17 protein-coding genes are annotated in these 20,815 nt (G+C 62.3%); 4 read left to right on the forward strand and 13 right to left on the reverse strand.

Features of this window, described 5'->3' with window-relative positions; genetic code table 11:
• Positions 1-167: 167 nt before the first annotated feature.
• The 3 genes from FS767_RS23190 to FS767_RS07065 all read right to left on the reverse strand — a co-directional run bounded on the left by FS767_RS23190 (position 168) and on the right by FS767_RS07065 (position 1,916).
• On the reverse strand, positions 168-296 hold the full coding sequence (locus tag FS767_RS23190) for a PA1414 family protein (protein ID WP_023533827.1): 129 nt from the start codon (positions 294-296) through the stop codon (positions 168-170).
• A 190-nt stretch (positions 297-486) separates the two neighbouring features.
• Positions 487-1,413 carry a DMT family transporter gene (locus FS767_RS07060; RefSeq protein WP_144964678.1) on the reverse strand — a complete coding sequence of 309 codons (927 nt, stop codon included), beginning with the start codon at positions 1,411-1,413 and terminating at the stop codon, positions 487-489.
• 95 nt (positions 1,414-1,508) lie between these two features.
• Complete coding sequence (locus FS767_RS07065) at positions 1,509-1,916, reverse strand: transcriptional regulator (RefSeq protein ID WP_144964679.1); 408 nt, start codon at positions 1,914-1,916, stop codon at positions 1,509-1,511.
• Between the two features lie 200 nt (positions 1,917-2,116).
• On the opposite strand from FS767_RS07065, the gene FS767_RS07070 reads away from it, so the two are divergent.
• On the forward strand, positions 2,117-2,389 hold the full coding sequence (locus FS767_RS07070) for a hypothetical protein (protein WP_027915883.1): 273 nt from the start codon (positions 2,117-2,119) through the stop codon (positions 2,387-2,389).
• Positions 2,390-2,448: 59 nt separating this feature from the next.
• Here the strand turns inward: FS767_RS07070 and FS767_RS07075 are convergent, their stop codons facing one another.
• Complete coding sequence (locus tag FS767_RS07075) at positions 2,449-3,771, reverse strand: DEAD/DEAH box helicase (protein ID WP_144964680.1); 1,323 nt, start codon at positions 3,769-3,771, stop codon at positions 2,449-2,451.
• A 140-nt stretch (positions 3,772-3,911) separates the two neighbouring features.
• Here FS767_RS07075 and FS767_RS07080 point away from each other — a divergent pair, with 140 nt between their 5' ends.
• Both FS767_RS07080 and FS767_RS07085 read left to right on the forward strand, forming a co-directional pair.
• On the forward strand, positions 3,912-5,219 hold the full coding sequence (locus FS767_RS07080) for a mechanosensitive ion channel family protein (RefSeq protein WP_144964681.1): 1,308 nt from the start codon (positions 3,912-3,914) through the stop codon (positions 5,217-5,219).
• A 113-nt stretch (positions 5,220-5,332) separates the two neighbouring features.
• Positions 5,333-6,331 (forward strand): DUF2314 domain-containing protein, encoded by a 999-nt coding sequence (locus tag FS767_RS07085; RefSeq protein ID WP_144964682.1) that lies wholly within the window; start codon positions 5,333-5,335, stop codon positions 6,329-6,331.
• Between the two features lie 127 nt (positions 6,332-6,458).
• Here the strand turns inward: FS767_RS07085 and FS767_RS07090 are convergent, their stop codons facing one another.
• From FS767_RS07090 to mtnA, 9 genes are all read right to left on the reverse strand, one after another.
• Positions 6,459-7,394, reverse strand: a complete 936-nt coding sequence (locus tag FS767_RS07090) for an AEC family transporter (RefSeq protein ID WP_144964683.1) — start codon at positions 7,392-7,394, stop codon at positions 6,459-6,461.
• A gap of 1 nt (position 7,395) precedes the next feature.
• Positions 7,396-8,271, reverse strand: a complete 876-nt coding sequence (locus FS767_RS07095; protein ID WP_058637583.1) for a carboxylate/amino acid/amine transporter — start codon at positions 8,269-8,271, stop codon at positions 7,396-7,398.
• Between the two features lie 153 nt (positions 8,272-8,424).
• Positions 8,425-10,101, reverse strand: coding sequence for a 30S ribosomal protein S1 (gene rpsA / locus FS767_RS07100; protein ID WP_003252673.1), 1,677 nt, complete (start codon positions 10,099-10,101; stop codon positions 8,425-8,427).
• Positions 10,102-10,225: 124 nt separating this feature from the next.
• Entirely contained in the window at positions 10,226-10,912 is a 687-nt protein-coding gene (gene cmk / locus FS767_RS07105) for a (d)CMP kinase (protein WP_023533778.1), read from the reverse strand.
• Positions 10,909-13,149, reverse strand: a complete 2,241-nt coding sequence (locus FS767_RS07110; protein ID WP_144964684.1) for a bifunctional prephenate dehydrogenase/3-phosphoshikimate 1-carboxyvinyltransferase — start codon at positions 13,147-13,149, stop codon at positions 10,909-10,911. Before FS767_RS07110 ends, cmk begins: the two co-directional genes overlap by 4 nt.
• Before the next feature lie 76 nt (positions 13,150-13,225).
• On the reverse strand, positions 13,226-14,320 hold the full coding sequence (gene pheA, locus FS767_RS07115; RefSeq protein WP_058605607.1) for a prephenate dehydratase: 1,095 nt from the start codon (positions 14,318-14,320) through the stop codon (positions 13,226-13,228).
• The gene (serC, locus tag FS767_RS07120; RefSeq protein WP_144964685.1) at positions 14,320-15,405 is read right to left on the reverse strand and encodes a 3-phosphoserine/phosphohydroxythreonine transaminase; all 1,086 of its coding nucleotides are present in this window, start codon (positions 15,403-15,405) and stop codon (positions 14,320-14,322) included. The genes pheA and serC overlap by 1 nt, the downstream gene beginning before the upstream one ends.
• Positions 15,406-15,541: 136 nt before the next feature.
• The gene (gene gyrA / locus FS767_RS07125; RefSeq protein WP_023533831.1) at positions 15,542-18,307 is read right to left on the reverse strand and encodes a DNA gyrase subunit A; all 2,766 of its coding nucleotides are present in this window, start codon (positions 18,305-18,307) and stop codon (positions 15,542-15,544) included.
• Positions 18,308-18,682: 375 nt separating this feature from the next.
• Positions 18,683-19,759, reverse strand: coding sequence for an S-methyl-5-thioribose-1-phosphate isomerase (mtnA, locus tag FS767_RS07130; protein ID WP_144964686.1), 1,077 nt, complete (start codon positions 19,757-19,759; stop codon positions 18,683-18,685).
• Between the two features lie 357 nt (positions 19,760-20,116).
• Between mtnA and ubiG the strand changes: the two genes are divergently transcribed.
• The gene (gene ubiG, locus FS767_RS07135) at positions 20,117-20,815 is read left to right on the forward strand and encodes a bifunctional 2-polyprenyl-6-hydroxyphenol methylase/3-demethylubiquinol 3-O-methyltransferase UbiG (protein ID WP_144964687.1); all 699 of its coding nucleotides are present in this window, start codon (positions 20,117-20,119) and stop codon (positions 20,813-20,815) included.

Raw genomic sequence — 20,815 nt, forward strand, 5'->3', positions numbered from 1 at the left:
GAGTGGGTGGAAGGGGGATATTACAGAGGGAGAAGCAGGGCTCGATCAGTGCTGCCGAAAGCCGTTACGAACAGCCGGAGCTCTAGAGCGGGTGCGCCAAGCAAAAAAACGCCTAATTAGAACAAAGAAGCCGCTCTGCCCCGAAAGGTAGAGCGGCCTTCGCTCGCTCAGCGGCGGCGTGGCTGACGGGGGCGCTGCTTTTCATCAGTCGGGATGGGCACCGGCTGCAAGGGCGGCGGAATCAAACCCAAGGCAACCCCAAGGTCGTGGAGCCAGTTGTACAGTGCTTTATTCATAATGCCCCCTTTACGGGTAAGCCTAACGGCGAATCAGTTTGGCGCTGCCTTATACAGATCATAGCCGCATGTATGGGCTGACGCCTACGTCTGATCTTACAGATGGGGGTGATTGTGACGCCGATCAAGCCGCTTGGGGGATTTCCTGGCACCGCCAATCGTTTCCCTATGTTACTGCTAGGTTCTGGCCTTACCCGACCCATTTGCGCAGTTGCTGCCGTACCCAGGGTTCGGCACTTACCAGAACCACGCCCACGAGCACCAGTACAGCGCCAAGCACGAAGTTCACGGTCAGCGGTTCGCCCAGGATCAACACCCCGAAGGTGACGCCGAACAGGGGCGTGATGAATGAAAACACAGCCAGGTTCGATGCCAGGTACTTGCGCAGCAGCCAGAACCAGGTCAGGTAACTGATGAACGAGACGATTACGCCCTGGAACAATACGCTCCCAATCGCCAGCGGCGTCATGACCACATCGCCGGCCTGCCCCGTGATCAGCCCAATGAGCAGTAAGCCGACAAAACCTACGGCTAGCTGATAGAACAGGGTAAGGGTTGCCGGTGCCTCGGAAAGCCGCGACCCCCTGACCACGACCGTGGTCGCGCCCCACGCCAAGCCGGCGAGTACCCCGAAGGCATCCCCCAGCAAGGTGCGCCCGTCCATGTCGGCCCATGAGGTCCCACCCACGAAGGCCAGTGCGATGCCCGCGAACGCCAGCAGTATGCCCAGCCACTGCAACAGCCTCAGCCGTTCGCTGGGCAGCATGAAATGCAGGCCAAGGGCGGTGAAGATGGGCGCTGTGTACAGGAACACCGACATGTGAGCGGCCGTGGTCAGCTTGAGTCCTTCGGCGATGAACAGAAACTCGAGCCCGAACAGCCCGCCCGCCAGCACGCCCGCGCGCCAGGTCACCCCCATCTGTTTCCAGTCGCCGCGCCAAAGCACCATCAGCCCAACCAGCACCGCAGCGATGCAGTTGCGCAGGGTTGCCTGCATCACCGGGGCAATGTCCACGGCGGCCGTTTTGATCAGCACCTGCTGGCTGCCCCAGATCAGGCAGAGCACCACCATGACCTGGAACGCGAAGGCATCGGGGTTCTTACGGGCCACGCTCATCGGCGGACCTCGAGACGGTGCAAAGGCATGCGCAGTGATTTACCTGAAAAAAGGGACAGGGGATTATCAATTCACGCATGCCTCACTGGCCAGCCTTAAATGGCACCGCCGGCAATCTGCGCCTTGGACGAGACGTGTTCAAAGGTGCTTTCATCCAGCGCATCGTCCTGATCATCCAGCACTTGCCGCGGGTGTTCGAAGCCTGGAATGCTGCTGTCAATCAGGCTCATCAGGCGCGACCCTCGCTCGGTCAGCACGAAGTTCTCGCCGTTACCACCCTCCTCTTCCGGGCGGCTTTGAATATAGCCTCGCTCCAGAAGCAGCTTCTCGTATTCGCAGGCCTGGCTTTTGAGGCGATCCAGGTCACTGACGGGTTCACCCTTGGCCGCCAGGTCAGCGGCGTGCGCTTCGGCATAAGGGCGGGGCGTGAAGTTCTGCCCACTGCCGTTCTGCACTTCATGCAACAAGCGTTCGATCAGGTCCCAGTTGTAGATGGTACGCATGCGATTACCTCCTGGTGTGCGTCGAGGATGTACACAATTTTGGGACCTTTCAAATCTGGGCACGTTCCGCGCAAAGGGCCTGGAGGTCACGTGCTTTAGCTGCAATAAGCCACACCGACCTCTGGCCACTTATCCCTGATCGTGAACCAATCGGCTCGCCGCGCCTCAACCGTCCATCAACCACGCCGGAGGAACAAAGGATGAAACCACTGCTGCGTATCACTTGCCTGGTCACACTGTGCAGCGCGTTGCCCGCCTGGGCATGCACGCCGGAAGAAGCGACGCAAAAACGCGAGGAACTGGCTGGGCTGGTGGCCCAATTGACCGAACAGAACCCGGCGAAGGCCAAGGAAATCAACGAGGAACTGCAAGGCATGCAGTTGGGCACCGCCAGCAAGGACTTGCCGGACAAGTGTCAGTTGATCGACACGCGTATCAAGGAATTGAAAGCGGCCGAAAAAAAGGCGGGATGACGCGAGGACGGTAGCTGCCAGGGCGGCGCTGAGCGCTGCCCTGGCACAGGCACCCGGCCTTACTCGGCCGACGGCTTGCGCTTCTTCAACGGTGCGAGCCCATCGGAGCTGGTCAACGGTGCGTTGGCCCTTGGCTTGGCCGTAGGCTTGCGCTTGGCACTGGCCTTCTTGTCGCCACCCTTCTTGTCCGTCTTCTTCTTTTTGGTGCTGGCAGCTTTGCCAGACGCCTTGACTTTCTTGGGCCCGCCATAGGTGCCTTTGACTTCCTTGATGACCCGGCGCTCGAACTGCTGCTTGAGGTAGCGCTCGATGCTGGACATCAGGTTCCAGTCGTTATGGGTGATCAGCGAGATCGCCAGGCCTTCGCCCCCGGCGCGCCCGGTACGACCCACACGGTGCACGTATTCATCGCCGCTGCGTGGCATGTCGAAGTTGATGACCAAGTCCAGGCCGTCGATGTCCAGGCCCCGCGCGGCCACGTCGGTGGCGACCAGCACCTTGGAGCTGCCCTGCTTGAAGCGCTCGATGGCCAGCTTGCGGTCTTTCTGGTCCTTCTCGCCATGCAGCACGAATGCCTTGACGTCCTTGGCGACCAGGTGGCCATAGATACGGTCAGCCATGGCGCGGGTATTGGAGAAGATGATCGCCTTGTCGAAGGTTTCGTTGGCCAGCAGCCATTGCACGATCTGCTCTTTGTGCTGGTCATGGTCGGCCGTGATGATCTGCTGGCGGGTGCCCTCGGCCAGCTGCGATACGCTGTTGAGCATCAGGTGCTCAGGGTCTTTCAGGACCTTGCCGATCATGTCGCGCAACGCCGCGCCGCCGGTAGTGGCCGAGAACAACAGGGTCTGCTCGCGGTTTTCGCATTCCTTGCACAGGCGTTCCATGTCCTCGGCAAAGCCCATGTCGAGCATGCGGTCGGCTTCGTCCAGAATCAGCACCTGGACGTGGGACAGGTCGAGGTTGCCGGCGTTGAGCTGCTCGAGCAAACGGCCCGGCGTGCCGATCAGCACGTCCGGCACCTTGCGCAGCATGGCGGCCTGTTCCTTGAAGTCTTCGCCGCCGGTCACAAGGCCCGACTTGATGTAAGTGAACTGCGAGAACAGCTGCACCTGCTTGAGGGTCTGCTGTGCCAGCTCACGGGTGGGCAGCAGGATCAGCGCGCGAATCTCCACACGGCGCTCGCGCAGATCGACCAGACGATTGAGCAGCGGCAGAACGAACGCCGCCGTCTTGCCACTGCCGGTCTGCGCGGTGACACGCAGGTCCCGCCCTTGCAGCGCCAGGGGAATGGCGGCGGCCTGCACCGGGGTAGGCTCGACGAAGTTAAGCTCGGCCACGGCTTTGAGCAGGCGTTCGTGCAAGGCGAATTGGGAGAACACGGAGGTAACCTCAGGCAAGTACGGAAATCAGCTGCATAGGGTAACGTTTTCTAGCGATTTAGCCGAATTTCTTTTGGCATGGGGCTGCCCATCCGCGTTCTAATAACGCCTCGTTTGGCAACAAGACTGTAAGCAAGCCCATGGACATCCAACGCTTCTGGCGCGACTCCCTCGACCTGTGGGGCACCCTCGACCAACACCCCATGCTGCACGCCGCCATCGGCCTGGCCGTACTGCTGGTGATATCGCTGATTCTAGGGCGCCTGGCGCGCTTTCTGGTGCTGCACGGCGCTCGCCTGCTGGCACGCCAGCCTGCCCTGAAATGGCTCGACGACCTGCGGCACAACAAGGTTTTCCACCGCCTGGCGCAGACCACACCGTCGCTGGTCCTGCAGTTCGGGCTCAAGCTGGTGCCAGAGCTGTCCGACACCGCCCAGCACTTTCTGGGCAACCTGGCGTTGGCTTTCACGCTGCTGTTCATGACCATGGCCCTGTCGTGCCTGCTAGATGCCCTGCTCGACATCTATGCCCGCACCGAGCACGCCCGCACACGCTCCATCAAGGGCTATGTGCAACTGGCCAAGATGATGCTGTGGATCTTCGCGGCCATCGTCATCGTCGCCACCCTTATCGACCGTTCACCGTTGCTACTGCTGTCAGGCCTGGGCGCGATGTCAGCCGTGCTGCTGTTGGTGTACAAGGACACGCTCTTGTCATTCGTGGCCAGCGTGCAGCTGACCAGCAACGACATGCTGCACGTCGGCGACTGGATCGAAATGCCCCAGGTCGGCGCCGATGGCGATGTGGTGGACATTACCCTGCACACGGTCAAGGTGCAGAACTTCGACAAGACCATCGTCTCCATCCCCACCTGGCGCCTGATGAGCGAATCGTTCCGCAACTACCGGGGCATGCAGCAATCAGGCGGCCGGCGCATCAAGCGCAGCCTGTTCATCGACGCGGCCGGGGTCCGTTTCCTGACCCGTGAAGAGGAGCAGCGCCTGAGTCAGGTACGTCTGCTGGGTGACTACCTGGCCGGCAAACGTCAGGAGTTGCAAAGCTGGAACGAAGCCTTGGGGCCGGTGGCGGAACTCTCGGCCAACCGGCGCAAGCTGACCAACATTGGCACCTTCCGCGCCTTCGCATTGGCCTACCTGAGAAACCACCCGGACGTGCACGCGAACATGACCTGCATGGTCCGCCAGATGCAGACCACGGCAGAAGGCGTGCCGCTGGAGATCTACTGCTTCACCACCACCACGGTGTGGGCCGAGTACGAGCGCATTCAGGGGGATATCTTCGATTACCTGCTGGCGGTGCTGCCGGAGTTTGGGTTGAGCTTGTATCAGCAGCCCAGTGGCAACGATATGCGCGTTGGCCTGGCCGGGCATGTTGCGCCCGTACAGGCGCCGATGTCGCGGCGGGTTGAGGAAATGAGCGAGGTTTGAGCCAGGGAGGTGTGCTCAAGGCTCGCAAGCCCCTCGAACCCCCCCCCCGTGCTCTTCGGTCTGATGACCCTGATACCCCTCGTCATCAACACGCACTTACACGGATGTACCCTATGACCGAGCAAATCATCTACCCGGCCCACGACAACAGCCCTGCCCTTCAAACCGCCATCGCCAATGCGCAGGCCACGTTCAAGTTCTTCTGGCGCGAGCTCTCCTGGGAGGCGCGCCGGATTATCAAGGGCCTGGACATGGCCGCCGTGAAGATGGCCTTTCCGGTCCACGGTGATGACCCAGAACTGCCAACCGTGGAGAACATGTGGCTCAGCGAGGTGGCGTTCGACGGTGTCTCGATCAGCGGCGTGCTGCTCAACGAACCGGAATGGGCCACGGGCTTCGATGCATCGCAGCGGGTAACGCTGCCGTTTTCGGCGCTCACTGACTGGATGTACGTGTCTGCCGGCGAGGTCTATGGAGGCTTCACCATCGATGCAATGCGCAGCGAGATGCCCGCAGCCGAACGTGCTGAACACGATGCGGCCTGGGGCCTGGAATTTGCTGAGCCCGGCTTCGTGGCGCTCGTACCGGCGCCCAAAGGGCAATCCCAGGTGTTGCTCTCGCGGGCTCTGGATACGCCGGCTGACGCACAAGCGCTCAAGCAGCTTGAAGAGGCCGACCATCCCATGGCCGTGAACATGGTGGCGCAGGTGCACGATGCACTGGTGCAACACCCTGCCATGGTCACCGATCCCGATGAGGGCGGTTGGTTGCTGCTGCACCGCGAGACGTTGGCGGGCAACTACCCGGTGGTGAGTGCTCTGCTTGAGCACGGGGCCGACACCTCGGCGCTCAACCCGTTGGGGCAAACGCCGTTGCAATTGGCCGAGCAGGCAGGATGGCCGCGACTGGTGCGACTGTTGCGCGGGGAAGAGGCACCGCTGGCAGCGCCGCAAGCCCCTGCCCAGCAGGCGCGATTCGCTGAACCTGACGAGGCGCAGACGCACACCCGGCCACACGCCCAGGCGCAGCCACGGGAAAACAGCCAGCCCCGCTGGATGATCGTGGCTGGCGTGGTAATCGTGGTGGCCGTCATCTGGCTGCTGGCGCGCTAGCGGCCTGCCCGACGGTCCAGTAGCGATGTCGGTGAGGCGTTCTGGGCCAGCGCTTCACCTCGCGTTCTGGGCCCGGCCAGCGTCTCGCTGAACGCGACCCGAATCTGTAAACGTTTGAACCGCTCATTCACTGCGCATACCCCAATGCGTACAGCAGCGCCGTCAAGGTGAGCAGCGAGACTACCGTTGACCAGAGAATGGTCCTGGAGATCAATCCCGCATCCCGGTTGTAGTACTCCGCCAGCATGAACGGCCCAGTACCGGTGGGCAGCGCGGCCAGCAGCACGGCCGAGGCGGCCCACATCTCGGGCAGGTGAAACACCTTGTAGGCGAGCACCCAAGTCAGCGCCGGCTGGCCGACCAATTTCAACACTACCAGCGGCCAGGGGCTGGCCTGTGCGCGCGGCTGTTTCTCTGCCAGAAATGCGCCGAGCGACACCAATGCACAGGGCGTGGTGGCCAATGCGAGCATGTCGAGCAAGTGCATCACCGGTTCGGCCAGCCCCAGCCCGGTCATGGCCCACGCTGCACCTGCCAGCGGCGCGACGACCAGCGGGTTCTTGGCCAGCGCCTTGAGCACCAGGCCCACGCCGCGGCCCACCTCGGGCTCATCCTGCAAGCCGATCTCGATCAGCATCAGCGACAGGGCAAATACCAGGCAGACCACGATCAACGACGAAATCAGCGCTGGCTGCAAGCCAGGCTGACCGAACAGCAGCAGGCACAAGGGAATGCCGATGTAGCCGGTATTGGCGTAGCCGGCACTCAGCCCATCGATGCTCGACGCCACTAATCCATGGCCGCCACGCAGCCGCCACAGCAGGGTAATCGCAAACATCGCCAGCGCCCCGGCGCCAAATGCGGCGATGAACCCAGGGTGCCAGATTTCGGCCCATGTGGCCGTAGCGGTGACCTTGAACAGCAAGGCCGGCAGGCACAACCAGACCACCATCTTGTTGATTTCGGCCGCCGCCTTGTCGCCCAATTTGTTGGTGCGGCGGCACAGGTAGCCGACGATGATCAACGCGAAAATCGGTGCAACAATCACGAAAACGGTATGCATGTCAGGCTTTGCCGGGCATCGGGGCCTGTGCCCGTCCACTGAAACGGCTTAGCCATACAGATCCCAGAATAATGGCACCGCCTGCCAGAAGCCGTCCAAGCGGTTCATGCTGGTTCCAGATCAGCAGGTTGAGCAGCAGCCCCACGGGTACGTGCAAATTGTTCATGACGGCAAGCGTGCCACCCGATACCAGGCAAGCCCCCTTGTTCCACCAGTACAGGCCCAGCGCCGTGGGGCACAGCCCCAGAAACACCAAGACGCCCCATTGCACCGGGGTGCTGGGCAGGTGTGCGCTGTTGCCGAACAACACAAACGCAGGTAGGACCACCAACAACGCCCCCAGGTAGAAATAGCCGAACCGCGCATAGTGCGGCAGGTCGCTGGGGAACCGGGCAACCAGATGCCGATACAACACCTGGCCCGCGGCATACGTGAAGTTGGCCAACTGCAGCAACAGGAAGCCCATGAAAAATTCGCCACTGATGCTGTCGAAGCGAATCACCGCCGCTCCGGCCACAGCTACCAGCGCTGCCACCAGCGCCCATGGGTTGAACCGCCGATTCATGGCGTCTTCGATCAGAGTCACGTGCAGCGGTGTAAGAATGGTGAACAGCAAAACCTCGGGTACGCTGAGCACGCGAAAGCTCAAATAAAGGCACACGTAGGTGATGCCGTACTGCAAGGCGCCTATCAGCAGCATCGAGCGCACAAAGCGCGGTTCTACTTGCCGCCACCGGGTCAACGGCAGAAAGACCAAGCCCGCCAGCACCACGCGGGCAAGCACGGCAAAATAACTGTCGACGTGACCGGCCAGATACTCGCCTATCAAGCTGAAAGAGAACGCCTGGATAAGCGCGACGATGATCAGATAGCCCATGGTTGTCTCTCGAAAATCAAGGTCGGGACCTTAGCGGGTTGAGGCAAGCGAGTTCAACCACGAAAAACGTAGGGTCACACCCCAAGCAGGCGTAGATAACGCCCATAAAAAAGGGCGACCCGAGGGTCGCCCTTTTTACCGATCAAACAGAACTCAGTTCTGCTTGGCCATTGCTTCGCGCAGCAGCGCAGCCATGGTGGTATCGGCAGCCGCTTCCGGAGCGTTTTTCAGGCTCTGGATGGCTTCACGCTCTTCAGCGTCGTCCTTGGACTTGATCGACAGGCTGATGACACGCGATTTGCGGTCAACGCTGATGATCTTGGCTTCGATCTCTTCGCCTTCCTTCAGAACGTTACGCGCGTCTTCAACGCGGTCACGGCTGATTTCGGAAGCTTTCAGAGTGGCTTCGATGTCGTCGGCCAGGGTGACGATGGCACCTTTGGCGTCAACTTCTTTCACGATGCCCTTGACGATAGCGCCCTTGTCATTGACAGCAACGAAGTTGGAGAACGGATCGTCTTCCAGCTGCTTGATGCCCAGGGAGATGCGCTCGCGCTCTGGATCGACCGACAGGATGACGGTTTCCAGCTCGTCGCCCTTCTTGAAACGACGTACGGCTTCTTCGCCGGTTTCGTTCCAGGAGATGTCGGACAGGTGAACCAGACCGTCGATGCCGCCGTCCAGACCGATGAAGATACCGAAGTCGGTGATCGACTTGATGGTACCGGTGATCTTGTCACCCTTGTTGAACTGGCCGGAGAAGTCTTCCCATGGGTTGGACTTGCACTGCTTGATGCCCAGGGAGATACGACGACGCTCTTCGTCGATGTCCAGAACCATGACTTCCACTTCGTCGCCAACCTGAACGACTTTCGACGGGTGGATGTTCTTGTTGGTCCAGTCCATTTCGGAAACGTGTACCAGACCTTCAACGCCTTCTTCCAGCTCAGCGAAGCAGCCGTAGTCGGTCAGGTTGGTTACGCGAGCCTGTACGCGAGTACCTTCTGGGTAACGGGCAGTGATAGCAACCCACGGATCTTCGCCCATCTGCTTCAGACCCAGCGAAACGCGATTGCGCTCGCGGTCGAACTTCAGAACGCGTACGTCGACTTCGTCGCCAACGTTAACGATTTCCGATGGGTGCTTGATACGCTTCCAAGCCATGTCGGTGATGTGCAGCAGGCCGTCGATACCGCCCAGGTCCACGAATGCGCCGTAGTCGGTGAGGTTCTTGACGATACCTTTGACTTGCTGGCCTTCCTGCAGGGTTTCCAGCAGGGCTTCGCGCTCGGCGGAGTTCTCGGCTTCCAGCACGCTGCGACGGGAAACGACAACGTTGTTGCGCTTCTGGTCGAGCTTGATGACCTTGAATTCCAGCTCTTTGCCTTCCAGGTGGGTGGTGTCGCGCACTGGGCGGACATCAACCAGGGAGCCCGGCAGGAACGCACGGATGCCGTTAACGTCGACAGTGAAGCCGCCCTTAACCTTACCGTTGATAACGCCCTTGACCACTTCTTCGGCGGCGAAAGCTGCTTCCAGAACAATCCAGCACTCGGCGCGCTTGGCTTTTTCACGGGACAGCTTGGTTTCGCCAAAGCCGTCTTCGACCGCGTCCAGCGCAACGTGCACTTCGTCACCGACCTTGATGGTCAGCTCGCCAGCTTCGTTGTAGAACTGCTCGAGCGGGATGACGCCCTCGGACTTCAGGCCAGCGTGTACGGTAACCCAGTCGCCATCGATGTCGACAACGATACCGGTGATGATCGCACCCGGCTGAAGATTGAGGGTTTTCAGGCTTTCTTCAAAGAGTTCTGCAAAGCTTTCGCTCATTTTAATTCCTGTAGATTCGGGCGAAACAGACGCCCATCGCCACATTCCAGACAATGTGGGTTTCGTTTAGATAAAGGAAAGCGGGCAGGACGTTGACTGGTGCCCCTGCCTGCCTTCCTGGTTATCAGAGGAGATCGCGCAAGGCGAGCTCGCTCCTGATACGTTGCAACACCTGCTCGATGGACAACTCGGTTGAGTCCAACTGAATGGCGTCGGCCGCAGGTTTTAGCGGGGCCACTGCACGTTGGGTGTCGCGCTCGTCACGCGCACGAATCTCATCCAGCAGACTCGACAGACTAACATCTTCACCCTTGCCCTTCAACTGAAGGTAACGGCGGCGGGCACGTTCCTCGGCGCTGGCGGTCAGAAACACCTTCAGCGGCGCGTCCGGAAACACCACCGTGCCCATGTCACGACCGTCGGCGATCAGGCCTGGCGCCTCGCGAAAGGCGCGCTGGCGCACCAGCAGTGCATCACGCACCGCAGGCAGCGAAGCGACCATCGAAGCGCCGGCACCGACGGTTTCGGTGCGGATCACGTTGCTGACATCCTCACCCTCGAGAATGATCTGCTGCAGTTTACCGGGCTCGGCGGCAATGAATTGCACATCCAGATGGGCGGCAAGTTGGGTCAGCAGTTCCTCATTGGTCAGGTCCACGCCGTGGTTGCTGGCATTGAAGGCCAGCAGACGGTACAGCGCGCCCGAATCCAGCAGCCGCCAACCCAGCTCGCGTGCCATCAGACCGGCCACGGTCCCCTTGCCGGAACCACTGGGTCCATCAATGGTGATGACCGGCGTCAAGGCGCTCACGACTTGCCCTCTTCGGCCACGCGGATGCCAACCTCAGTGCACAGCGACAGGAAGTTGGGGAACGAGGTGGCGACGTTGGCGCAGTCATGGATACGAATCGGCGCGCTGGCGCGCAGCGATGCGACGCTGAAGGCCATGGCGATGCGGTGGTCACCGTGCCCATGCACCTCACCACCACCCAGTTGCCCGCCGTCGATGATGATGCCATCGGGGGTGGGCTCACACTGGATGCCCAGGGTCATCAAGCCGTCGGCCATCACCTGGATGCGATCGGACTCTTTCACCCGCAGTTCTTCGGCACCGCGCAGCACGGTACGCCCTTCAGCGCAGGCAGCGGCAACGAACAGCACGGGGAACTCGTCGATGGCCAGCGGCACCAGCTCTTCAGGGATGTCGATGCCCTTGAGCTTGGCACCGCGCACGCGCAGGTCGGCCACCGGCTCACCACCGACTTCACGCTGGTTTTCCAGGGTGATATCGCCGCCCATCAGGCGCAGGATGTCGATGACGCCGGTACGGGTCGGGTTGATGCCGACATGTTCGAGCACCAGCTCCGAACCCTCGGCAATGGACGCCGCCACCAGGAAGAACGCTGCCGACGAAATGTCCGCTGGCACTTCGATGCGAGTCGCGGTCAGCTTGCCGCCAGCTTGCAGCGAAGCGACCGGGCCGTTGGTTTCGACCGAATAGCCGAAGCCGCGCAGCATGCGCTCGGTGTGGTCACGGGTCGGCGCAGGCTCGGTGACGGTGGTCTTGCCTTCGGCATACAGGCCAGCCAGCAGCAGGCAGGATTTGACCTGGGCACTGGCCATCGGCAGGGTGTAGGTCAGCGCCTTGAGTTTGCTGCCGCCACGAATGGTCAGCGGCGGACGGCCGTCCGGACCGGTCTCGACCACAGCCCCCATTTCGCGCAGCGGGTTGGCCACCCGGTTCATCGGGCGCTTGGAAAGCGAGGCGTCGCCGGTCATGGTGACGTCGAACGACTGGCCGGCCAGCAGGCCCGACAGCAGGCGCATCGAGGTACCGGAGTTGCCCACGTACAGCGGGCCAGGCGGCGGCTTAAGGCCGTGCAGGCCGACGCCATGGATGGTCACGCGGCCCTGATGAGGGCCTTCGATGACCACGCCCATGTCGCGAAAAGCCTGCAAGGTCGCCAGGGCATCTTCACCTTCGAGAAAACCCTCGACCTCGGTGGTGCCTTCGGCCAGCGAGCCGAGCATGATCGAGCGATGGGAAATCGACTTGTCGCCCGGTACGCGGATTCGCCCATTCAGGCGGCCACCGGGTTGGGCCAGGAAAATCAGATCGTTGGCGTTCATAGCGTCCACATAGGCCCGGCGGGCCAGGATTTTACTGAAATGCTCGCGGGCAAACCGAGCGCGGGTGAAAACACCCAGCAGCTGGTGCCCGTCCCCTTCAGCGATCGCGTCGCGCAAGGCGTCGAGATCACTGCGATATGTATCGAGTGTGCGCAGGACAGCGTCGCGGTTGGCGAGAAAAATGTCATGCCACATGGTCGGGTCGCTACCGGCGATTCTCGTGAAATCGCGAAAGCCTCCCGCAGCGTACCGGAAGATGTCCAGGTTTTCATTGCGCTTGGCCAGGGAATCGACCAGCCCGAAGGCCAGCAGGTGTGGCAAGTGGCTGGTCGCGGCCAGCACTTCGTCATGGCGCTCGACAGGCATGTGCTCAACGTCAGCCTCCAGCGTACGCCACAGGCGATCGACCAGGGCCAGCGCAGCAGGGTCGGTTTCGGCCAGCGGAGTGAGGATGACCTTGTGCCGACGGAACAGGCTGGCGTTGGACGCCTCCACCCCGCTCTGCTCGGAGCCAGCGATGGGGTGGCCAGGCACGAAGCGCGACAAGCGCTCGCCAAGCACCGAACGCGCTTCGCGCACGACGTTACCCTTGGCACTGCCAACGTCCGTGATCACGGCCTCACCCAGATCGAGCCGGGCCAGGCGCGCCAGAACTTTCTCCATGGCCAGGATCGGCACGGCCAGTTGGATCACATCGGCGCCAAGGCAGGCCGTGGCCAGGTCCTCTTCGCAGCGGTCGACCACGCCCAGGGCAACGGCGTGCTTGCGCGACGGCGCATCGAGGTCGACGCCGACCACTTCACGGCACAGGCCGCTTTCACGCAGGCCTTTGGCGAACGAGCCACCGATCAGACCGAGGCCGACCACCACCAGGCGGTCGATGATCGGGGCGGGTTTGGTGTTTGCTGCTTTTACCACTGGTATGAACCCTGTACGAAAATCGAGGCAGTCCATGAGGACTTACGGGCCGTGCACCGACCCGGAAGGTTGCGCGTCAAAGCACCGCCTTCGGATAAGACCCCAGCACTTTCAGCGCCACCGCCTCCTGGCTGATCTGCTCTAGCACCGCCTTGATCAGCGGATCGCGATGATGGCCGACGAAGTCGATGAAGAACACATAGGTCCACTTGCCACTGCGCGAAGGCCGGGTCTCGATGCGGGTCAGGTCGATACCGTTCTGGTGGAACGGCACCAACAGCTCGTGCAGCGCACCGGGCTTGTTGCTCATCGAGACGATGATCGACGTCTTGTCGTCCCCGGTGGGCGGCACTTCCTGGTTGCCGATCATCAGGAACCGCGTGGCGTTGTCCGGACGATCCTCGATTTTCTCGGCAAGACGGGTCAGGCCGTACAGGTTGGCCGCCATATCCCCGGCGATGGCCGCCGAGTTCCACTCACCCTTGACGCGTTTGGCAGCCTCGGCGTTGCTCGACACCGCCACACGCTCGACGTTGGGGTAATGGGCATCCAGCCACTTGCGGCACTGGGCCAATGACTGTGCATGGGAGTAGATGCGACTGATACTGTCGGTCTTGGTGTTCTCGCCTACCAGCAGGTGGTGGTGAATACGTAGCTCCACTTCGCCACAGATCACCATGTCGTGCTCGAGGAAGCTGTCGAGGGTGTGGCTGACCGCGCCTTCGGTGGAGTTTTCCACCGGCACCACGCCGAAGTTCACGGCCCCGGCGGCCACTTCGCGGAACACCTCGTCGATGGCCGCCATCGGGCGACTGACCACGGCATGGCCGAAATGCTTCATGGCGGCGGCCTGGGTGAAGGTACCTTCAGGGCCCAGGTAAGCGATCTTGAGCGGCTCTTCCAGTGCCAGGCACGAGGACATGATTTCGCGGAACAGCCGCGCCATTTCCTCGTTGTCCAGTGGCCCCTTGTTGCGCTCCATCACGCGCTTGAGCACGGCAGCTTCGCGCTCGGGACGATAGAACACCGGCGCCTCGCCCTCGGCCAGCGACGCGGTCTTGACCTTGGCCACTTCCTGGGCGCAGCGAGCACGCTCGCTGATCAGCTCAAGAATCCTTTCGTCGAGGCTGTCGATGCGCACACGCAGCGCCTGCAGTTCATGCTCGGACATCAACCGTGCTCCTTCTCGAATTCAGCCATGTAGGCCACCAGGGCTTCGACCGCATCCAGGCCCAGGGCGTTGTAGATGGATGCACGCATGCCTCCAACCGACCGGTGGCCCTTGAGGTTGAGCAAACCACGGGCGTCCGCACCGGCCAGGAAGGGCTTGTCCAGGCGTTCGTCGGCCAGGCGGAACGGGACGTTCATCCACGACCGGGCATTGACGCTGATCGGGTTGCTGTAAAACGCGCTGGCATCGATGAACCCGTACAGCAAGTCTTTCTTGGCACGGTTGCGCTGCTCCATGGCGTCCACGCCGCCCTGTTCCTTCAACCACTCGAAGACCAGGCCCGAGAGGTACCAGGCGTAAGTCGCAGGCGTGTTGTACATCGAGCCATTGTCTGCCGAGACCTTGTAATCGAGCATGGTCGGGCAACTGCTGCGGGCATGGCCCAGCAGGTCTTCCCGCACGATCACCACCACCAGCCCGCTGGGGCCGATGTTCTTCTGGGCACCTGCGTAGATCAGGCCGAACTGCGACACGTCGATGGGGCGCGAGAGAATGTCGGAGGACATGTCCACCACCAGCGGCACATCGCCGGTCTGTGGCACCCAGTCGAACTGCAGGCCACCGATGGTCTCGTTGGACGCATAGTGCACGTAGGCCGCGTTGGCGGTCAGGTTCCACTCGTTCTGGCCAGGAATGGCCAGGTAGTCGTAGGGCTTGGCGCTGGCAGCTACGTTGACGTTGCCGAAGCGGCGCGCTTCCTCGATGGCCTTTTTCGACCAGATACCGGTCTCGATGTAGTCGGCGGTGCCGTCTTCTGGCAACAGGTTGAGCGGGATTTCGGCAAATTGCTGGCTGGCGCCGCCCTGCAGGAACAGCACCTTGTAGTTGGAGGGGATGGACAGCAGGTCACGCAGGTCCTGCTCGGCCTTCTCGGCGATGGCCACGTAGTCGTCGCTGCGGTGGCTCATTTCCATGACCGACAGGCCCTTGCCGTGCCAGTCCAGCATCTCGGCCTGGGCGCGCTGCAGCACGGCATCAGGAAGCGCGGCAGGGCCTGCGCAGAAGTTAAAGGCTCGTTTGCTCACATCCACTCTCGCTCTGCCAAATAGAACAACATCGTAATTCGGTGGCCCAGGCCTGCTTGGGGCCCTTGCAGGCCAAATGCCTGGCTTGATCAGTCAAACGGGGCGACCTTGGTCGCCCCGTTCGGGTTCAGCGCACTTACTCTTGCGGGGCCTCTTCGGCGCCCGCCGCATCTTGCTCGTCAGGGGCCTGGGCCTCCACGCCCTCCTCGTCCAGCTCGATGAGCGCATCGAGCTCTTCCTCGGACGGCTCCTGAATACGCTCAAGGCCCACCAGCGTCTCGTCGGAGGCCAGCTTGATCAGCGTCACGCCCTGGGTGTTACGGCTCAGGCTGGACACCTCGCCGACCCGGGTACGCACCAATGTGCCTTGATCGGAAATCAGCATGATTTCCTCACCTTCCTGCACCTGGATGGCGCCGATCAGCAAACCGTTGCGCCCCTTGGTGCCCATGGCGATCACGCCCTGGCCGCCACGGCCGCGACGGGGGAACTTGGACAGCGGGGTACGCTTGCCATAGCCACGCTCGGACGCGGTGAGGATCTGCGCGCCGGACTCCGGGATCAGCATCGAAATGATCTGCTGGCCCTTGCCCAGCTTCATGCCGCGCACGCCACGGGCGGTACGGCCCATTTCGCGCACCACGCTCTCGGCAAAGCGGATGACCTTGCCGGCGTCGGAGAACATCATGACTTCCTTGGCGCCATCGGTGATGGCCGCCGCGATCAGGGTGTCGCCTTCCTTGAGCTTCAGGGCGATCAGGCCGTTGGAGCGAGGACGGGCGAACTGGACCAGCGGCGTCTTCTTGACGGTGCCCGAGGCGGTGGCCATGAAGATGTAGGCGCCGGTAGGCTCTGCCGCCCACTCGGGGGTGTCGCCTTCTTCCTCGTCCACTTCCTCCACTTCGACCAGCTCGCCTTCGAGCACGGTGTCATCGGCGTCTTCGAGTTCTTCTTCGAGGTCGGCGTTCTGCTGCAAGGCTTCAAGATCGACCTGCAACATGGCGGTGATGCGCTCACCCTCTTCCAGCGGCAGCAGGTTGACCAGCGGGCGACCACGGGCAGCGCGGGACGCCTCGGGGATTTCGTAGGTCTTCTTCCAGTACACCTTGCCCTTGCTGGAGAACAGCAGCAGGGTAGCGTGGCTGTTGGCCACCAACAGATGCTCGATGTAGTCCTCGTCCTTCACGCCGGTGGCCGACTTGCCCTTGCCGCCACGGCGCTGGGCCTGGTAGGCGGACAATGGCTGGGTCTTGGCATACCCGCCATGGGAAATGGTCACCACACGCTCTTCTTCCGGGATCATGTCGCCGTAGTTGAGGTCGTGGCTGGCATTGAGGATTTCGGTGCGACGGGCATCGCCGTACTCGGCGCGAATCGCTTCGAGCTCTTCGCGGATGACTTCCATCAGGCGCTCGGCGCTGTTGAGAATGCGGATCAGTTCACCGATCTGTTCCAGGATTTCCTGGTACTCGGCCAGCAGCTTCTCGTGCTCCAGGCCAGTCAGGCGGTGCAGACGCAGGTCAAGGATGGCCTGGGCCTGTTCCGGCGACAGGTAGTACTTGCCGTCGCGCAGGCCATACTGTTCAGGCAGGTCGGCCGGGCGGCACGACTCGGCGCCGGCACGTTCGACCATGACCTGCACGGCACTCGATTCCCAGGCGGTGGACACCAGGGCTTCCTTGGCCTCGGACGGCGTGGGCGAGGCCTTGATCATCGCGATGACCGGGTCGATGTTGGACAGCGCAACCGCCTGGCCTTCAAGGATGTGGCCGCGCTCACGCGCCTTGCGCAGTTCGAACACGGTGCGCCGGGTAACCACTTCGCGGCGGTGGCGCACGAAGGCTTCGAGCAGGTCCTTGAGGTTGAGCAGGCGCGGACGGCCATCGACCAGGGCGACGACGTTGATGCCGAACACGCTCTGCAGCTGGGTCTGCGAGTACAGGTTGTTGAGCACCACCTCCGGCACCTCGCCGCGACGCAGCTCGATGACGATGCGCATGCCGTCCTTGTCGGACTCGTCGCGCAGCTCGGTGATGCCCTCGATCTTCTTCTCTTTGACCAGTTCGGCGATCTTCTCGATCAGGCGCGCCTTGTTCAACTGGTACGGCAGCTCGGTCACGACGATCTGCTGGCGACCGCCCACCTTGTCGATGTCTTCGATCTGGGAGCGGGCACGCATGTAGATGCGGCCACGGCCGGTGCGGTAGGCCTCGATAATGCCCTGGCGGCCGTTGATCAGGCCGGCGGTAGGGAAGTCAGGACCGGGGATGTGCTGCATCAGCTCATCGATGGTGACGTCCGGGTTATCGATCAGCGCCAGGCAGCCATCGATGACTTCGCCCAGGTTGTGCGGCGGAATGTTGGTGGCCATGCCCACCGCGATGCCGCTGGAACCGTTGACCAGCAGGTTGGGAATACGCGTCGGCATGACCGCCGGGATCTGCTCGGTGCCGTCGTAGTTGGGCACCCAGTCGACGGTTTCCTTGTGCAGGTCGGCCAGCAGCTCATGCGCCAGCTTGGCCATGCGCACTTCGGTGTATCGCATGGCCGCGGCGTTGTCGCCGTCCACCGAACCGAAGTTGCCCTGGCCGTCGACCAGCAGGTAGCGCAGCGAGAAGGGCTGGGCCATACGCACGATGGTGTCGTAGACCGCAGTGTCGCCGTGCGGGTGGTACTTACCGATCACGTCACCGACCACACGGGCGGATTTCTTGTACGGCTTGTTCCAGTCGTTGCCCAGTTCGCTCATCGCAAAGAGAACGCGGCGATGCACGGGCTTCAAGCCGTCACGCGCATCGGGCAGCGCTCGCCCGACAATCACGCTCATCGCGTAGTCGAGGTAAGACTGTCTCAGTTCGTCTTCGATATTGACCGGGAGGATTTCTTTGGCCAGTTCGCCCATGAGAAGCCTGATTCCTTTTTCTGGTGAAACTTCGCAGCGCCATCAAGGGCCGAACGAAGCTCGCCGCCGCAGTGCACTCGCCCGCGACGACTTACGACAAATCAATGAGTTGTGCCATGGATCTGCGCAATGAAGACCGCCGCACAGCGGGGTCTTGGAAACTGCCGGATATTACCACAACGGCAGGGGTAGTGGGAGATGCGGCAAGTGGCCAGCCGGGCCGCGAATTCATGCCCTGGCCGAGGGGCCCGTGCCGTGGCGCAAGGTAGCCGCGTGCACCACCAGGCCCGCGCTGGAGAGCGTGCCCGGCAGGGAAAAACGCCTGCCGAGGGTCACGCCCGGCAGTCGAGCGCAACGCAACTGCTGTGTCGCCTTTCAGTGCAAACGCTTGCGGCACATCATCTGAGCAAGCTTGGCCGTATCCGGGCGTTCGATGATGCCGCGCTCGGTCACGATCACATCGATCAGGTCCGCCGGGGTCACGTCGAAGACAGGGTTGAACACCTCCACCTGCGGCGCCACCCGGGTGCCGGCATAGTCGAGCAGTTCATCCGGTTCGCGCTCTTCAAGCGGGATGTCGTCGCCCGTTTCCAGGTTCAGGTCGATACTGCTGCTCGGGGCCACGACCATGAAGCGCACCCCATGGTGCATGGCGCTGACCGCCAGTTGGTAGGTACCGATCTTGCTGGCCACATCTCCATTGGCAGCGATGCAATCAGCGCCGACGACGACCCAGGTGATGCCCTTGGTCTTCATCAGGTGCGCCAGGGCCGAATCGGCGCACAGGGTGACCGGCAGGCCTTCATTGGTCAGCTCCCAGGCCGTGAGCCGCGAACCCTGGAGCCACGGGCGAGTTTCCCCGGCGTAGACCCGCTCCACCATGCCTTCCAGAAACCCTGCGCGAATCACACCCAGCGCCGTTCCGAAACCGCCGCTGGCCAAGGCCCCGGCATTGCCATAGGTCAGCAGCGTCTGGGCATTGCCCTGGTGCCGACGGATCAGCTCGGTGCCGTGCTGGGCCATGGTCAGGTTGGCCTCGCGATCGCTTTCGTGAATGGCCAGCGCCTCGGCTTCCAGCGCACCCAGCACATCTTCGCTGGGGCGCAGGCGTTGCAGGCGCTCGCGCATGCGGTTCAGGGCCCAGAACAGGTTGGCTGCGGTAGGGCGCGCCTCGGCCAGGAGCATGAAATCTTCTTCGAGGTCCATCTCCCAATCGCCCCCTTCGGCCAGGCGCTCCTCGGCGGCCAGGACCAGCCCATACGCCGCCACGATACCGATGGCCGAAGCGCCACGCACGGCCATGTCGCGAATGGCGGTGGCCACCTGCGCGACCGTGTCGCAGGCCAGCCAGTGCTCCTGGGATGGCAGCAGGCGCTGGTCGAGCAGATGCAGAACGCCGCCCTGCCAGCGGATTCCGGTCACCTTCTCGGCCGCCAAAAGTTGCTCGCGCATCACCTCTCCCCGTCGTTCGCGTATCAAAAGCCGGCGATTATAGCGACCCGGCGCCCTGAGCGCTCGGGTATACTTCGGCCTTTTCGAGCGCAAGCTGCGCGCCGCAGACACCCGGCAGCACAAGCAAGGTTGGGCACAGAGCCGCTGGCCGAAGCACCACCAACGCCCGCTCTCTGGCGTGGGCCTGCTAGGCCACGCACAGAAAGCTGCCGCACGCCCTGCGGGCAAAAGGCTCATGGCGCCTTACGAGCCAAGCCTGACGCCGTGCGAACGCTTTGGCCAACGCCACCGTCTGTATGTCATGTACCTTGCAGCTTGCCACGTGAAGCTGATTCCCACGTTTCTGAGGACTGTTCAATGAGCAACGTCGACCGCGCTGAAATCGCCAAATTCGAAGCGCTGGCCCACCGCTGGTGGGACCGCGAGAGCGAGTTCAAGCCGCTGCACGATATCAACCCGCTGCGCGTCAACTGGATCGACGAGCGCGCCCACCTTGCTGGCAAGAACGTGCTGGACGTGGGTTGCGGCGGCGGCATCCTCAGCGAAGCCATGGCCCTGCGCGGCGCTTCGGTGACCGGCATCGACATGGGCGAGGCGCCCCTGGCCGTCGCCCGCCTGCATCAGCTGGAATCGGGTGTGCAGGTCGAATACCGTCAGGTCACGGCCGAAGCCCTGGCCGAAGAAATGCCCGGTGCCTTCGACGTGGTCACCTGCCTTGAGATGCTCGAGCACGTGCCTGACCCCTCATCGGTGATCCGCGCCTGCTACCGCATGGTCAAGCCAGGCGGCCAGGTGTTCTTCTCCACCATCAACCGCAACCCCAAGGCCTACCTGCTGGCCATCGTCGGCGCCGAGTACATCCTCAAGATGCTCCCGCGCGGCACCCACGACTTCAAGAAATTCATCCGCCCTTCCGAGCTGGGTGCCTGGAGCCGCGTCGCCGGCCTTGAGGTCAAGGACATCATCGGCCTGACCTACAACCCGCTGACCAAGCACTACAAGCTCAGCAGCGATGTGGACGTCAACTACATGATCCAGACCCTGCGCGAGGAATAA

Origin of the sequence: Pseudomonas sp. DE0010, from assembly GCF_007680745.1 — a bacterium.
Lineage (GTDB): Bacteria > Pseudomonadota > Gammaproteobacteria > Pseudomonadales > Pseudomonadaceae > Aquipseudomonas > Aquipseudomonas parafulva_B.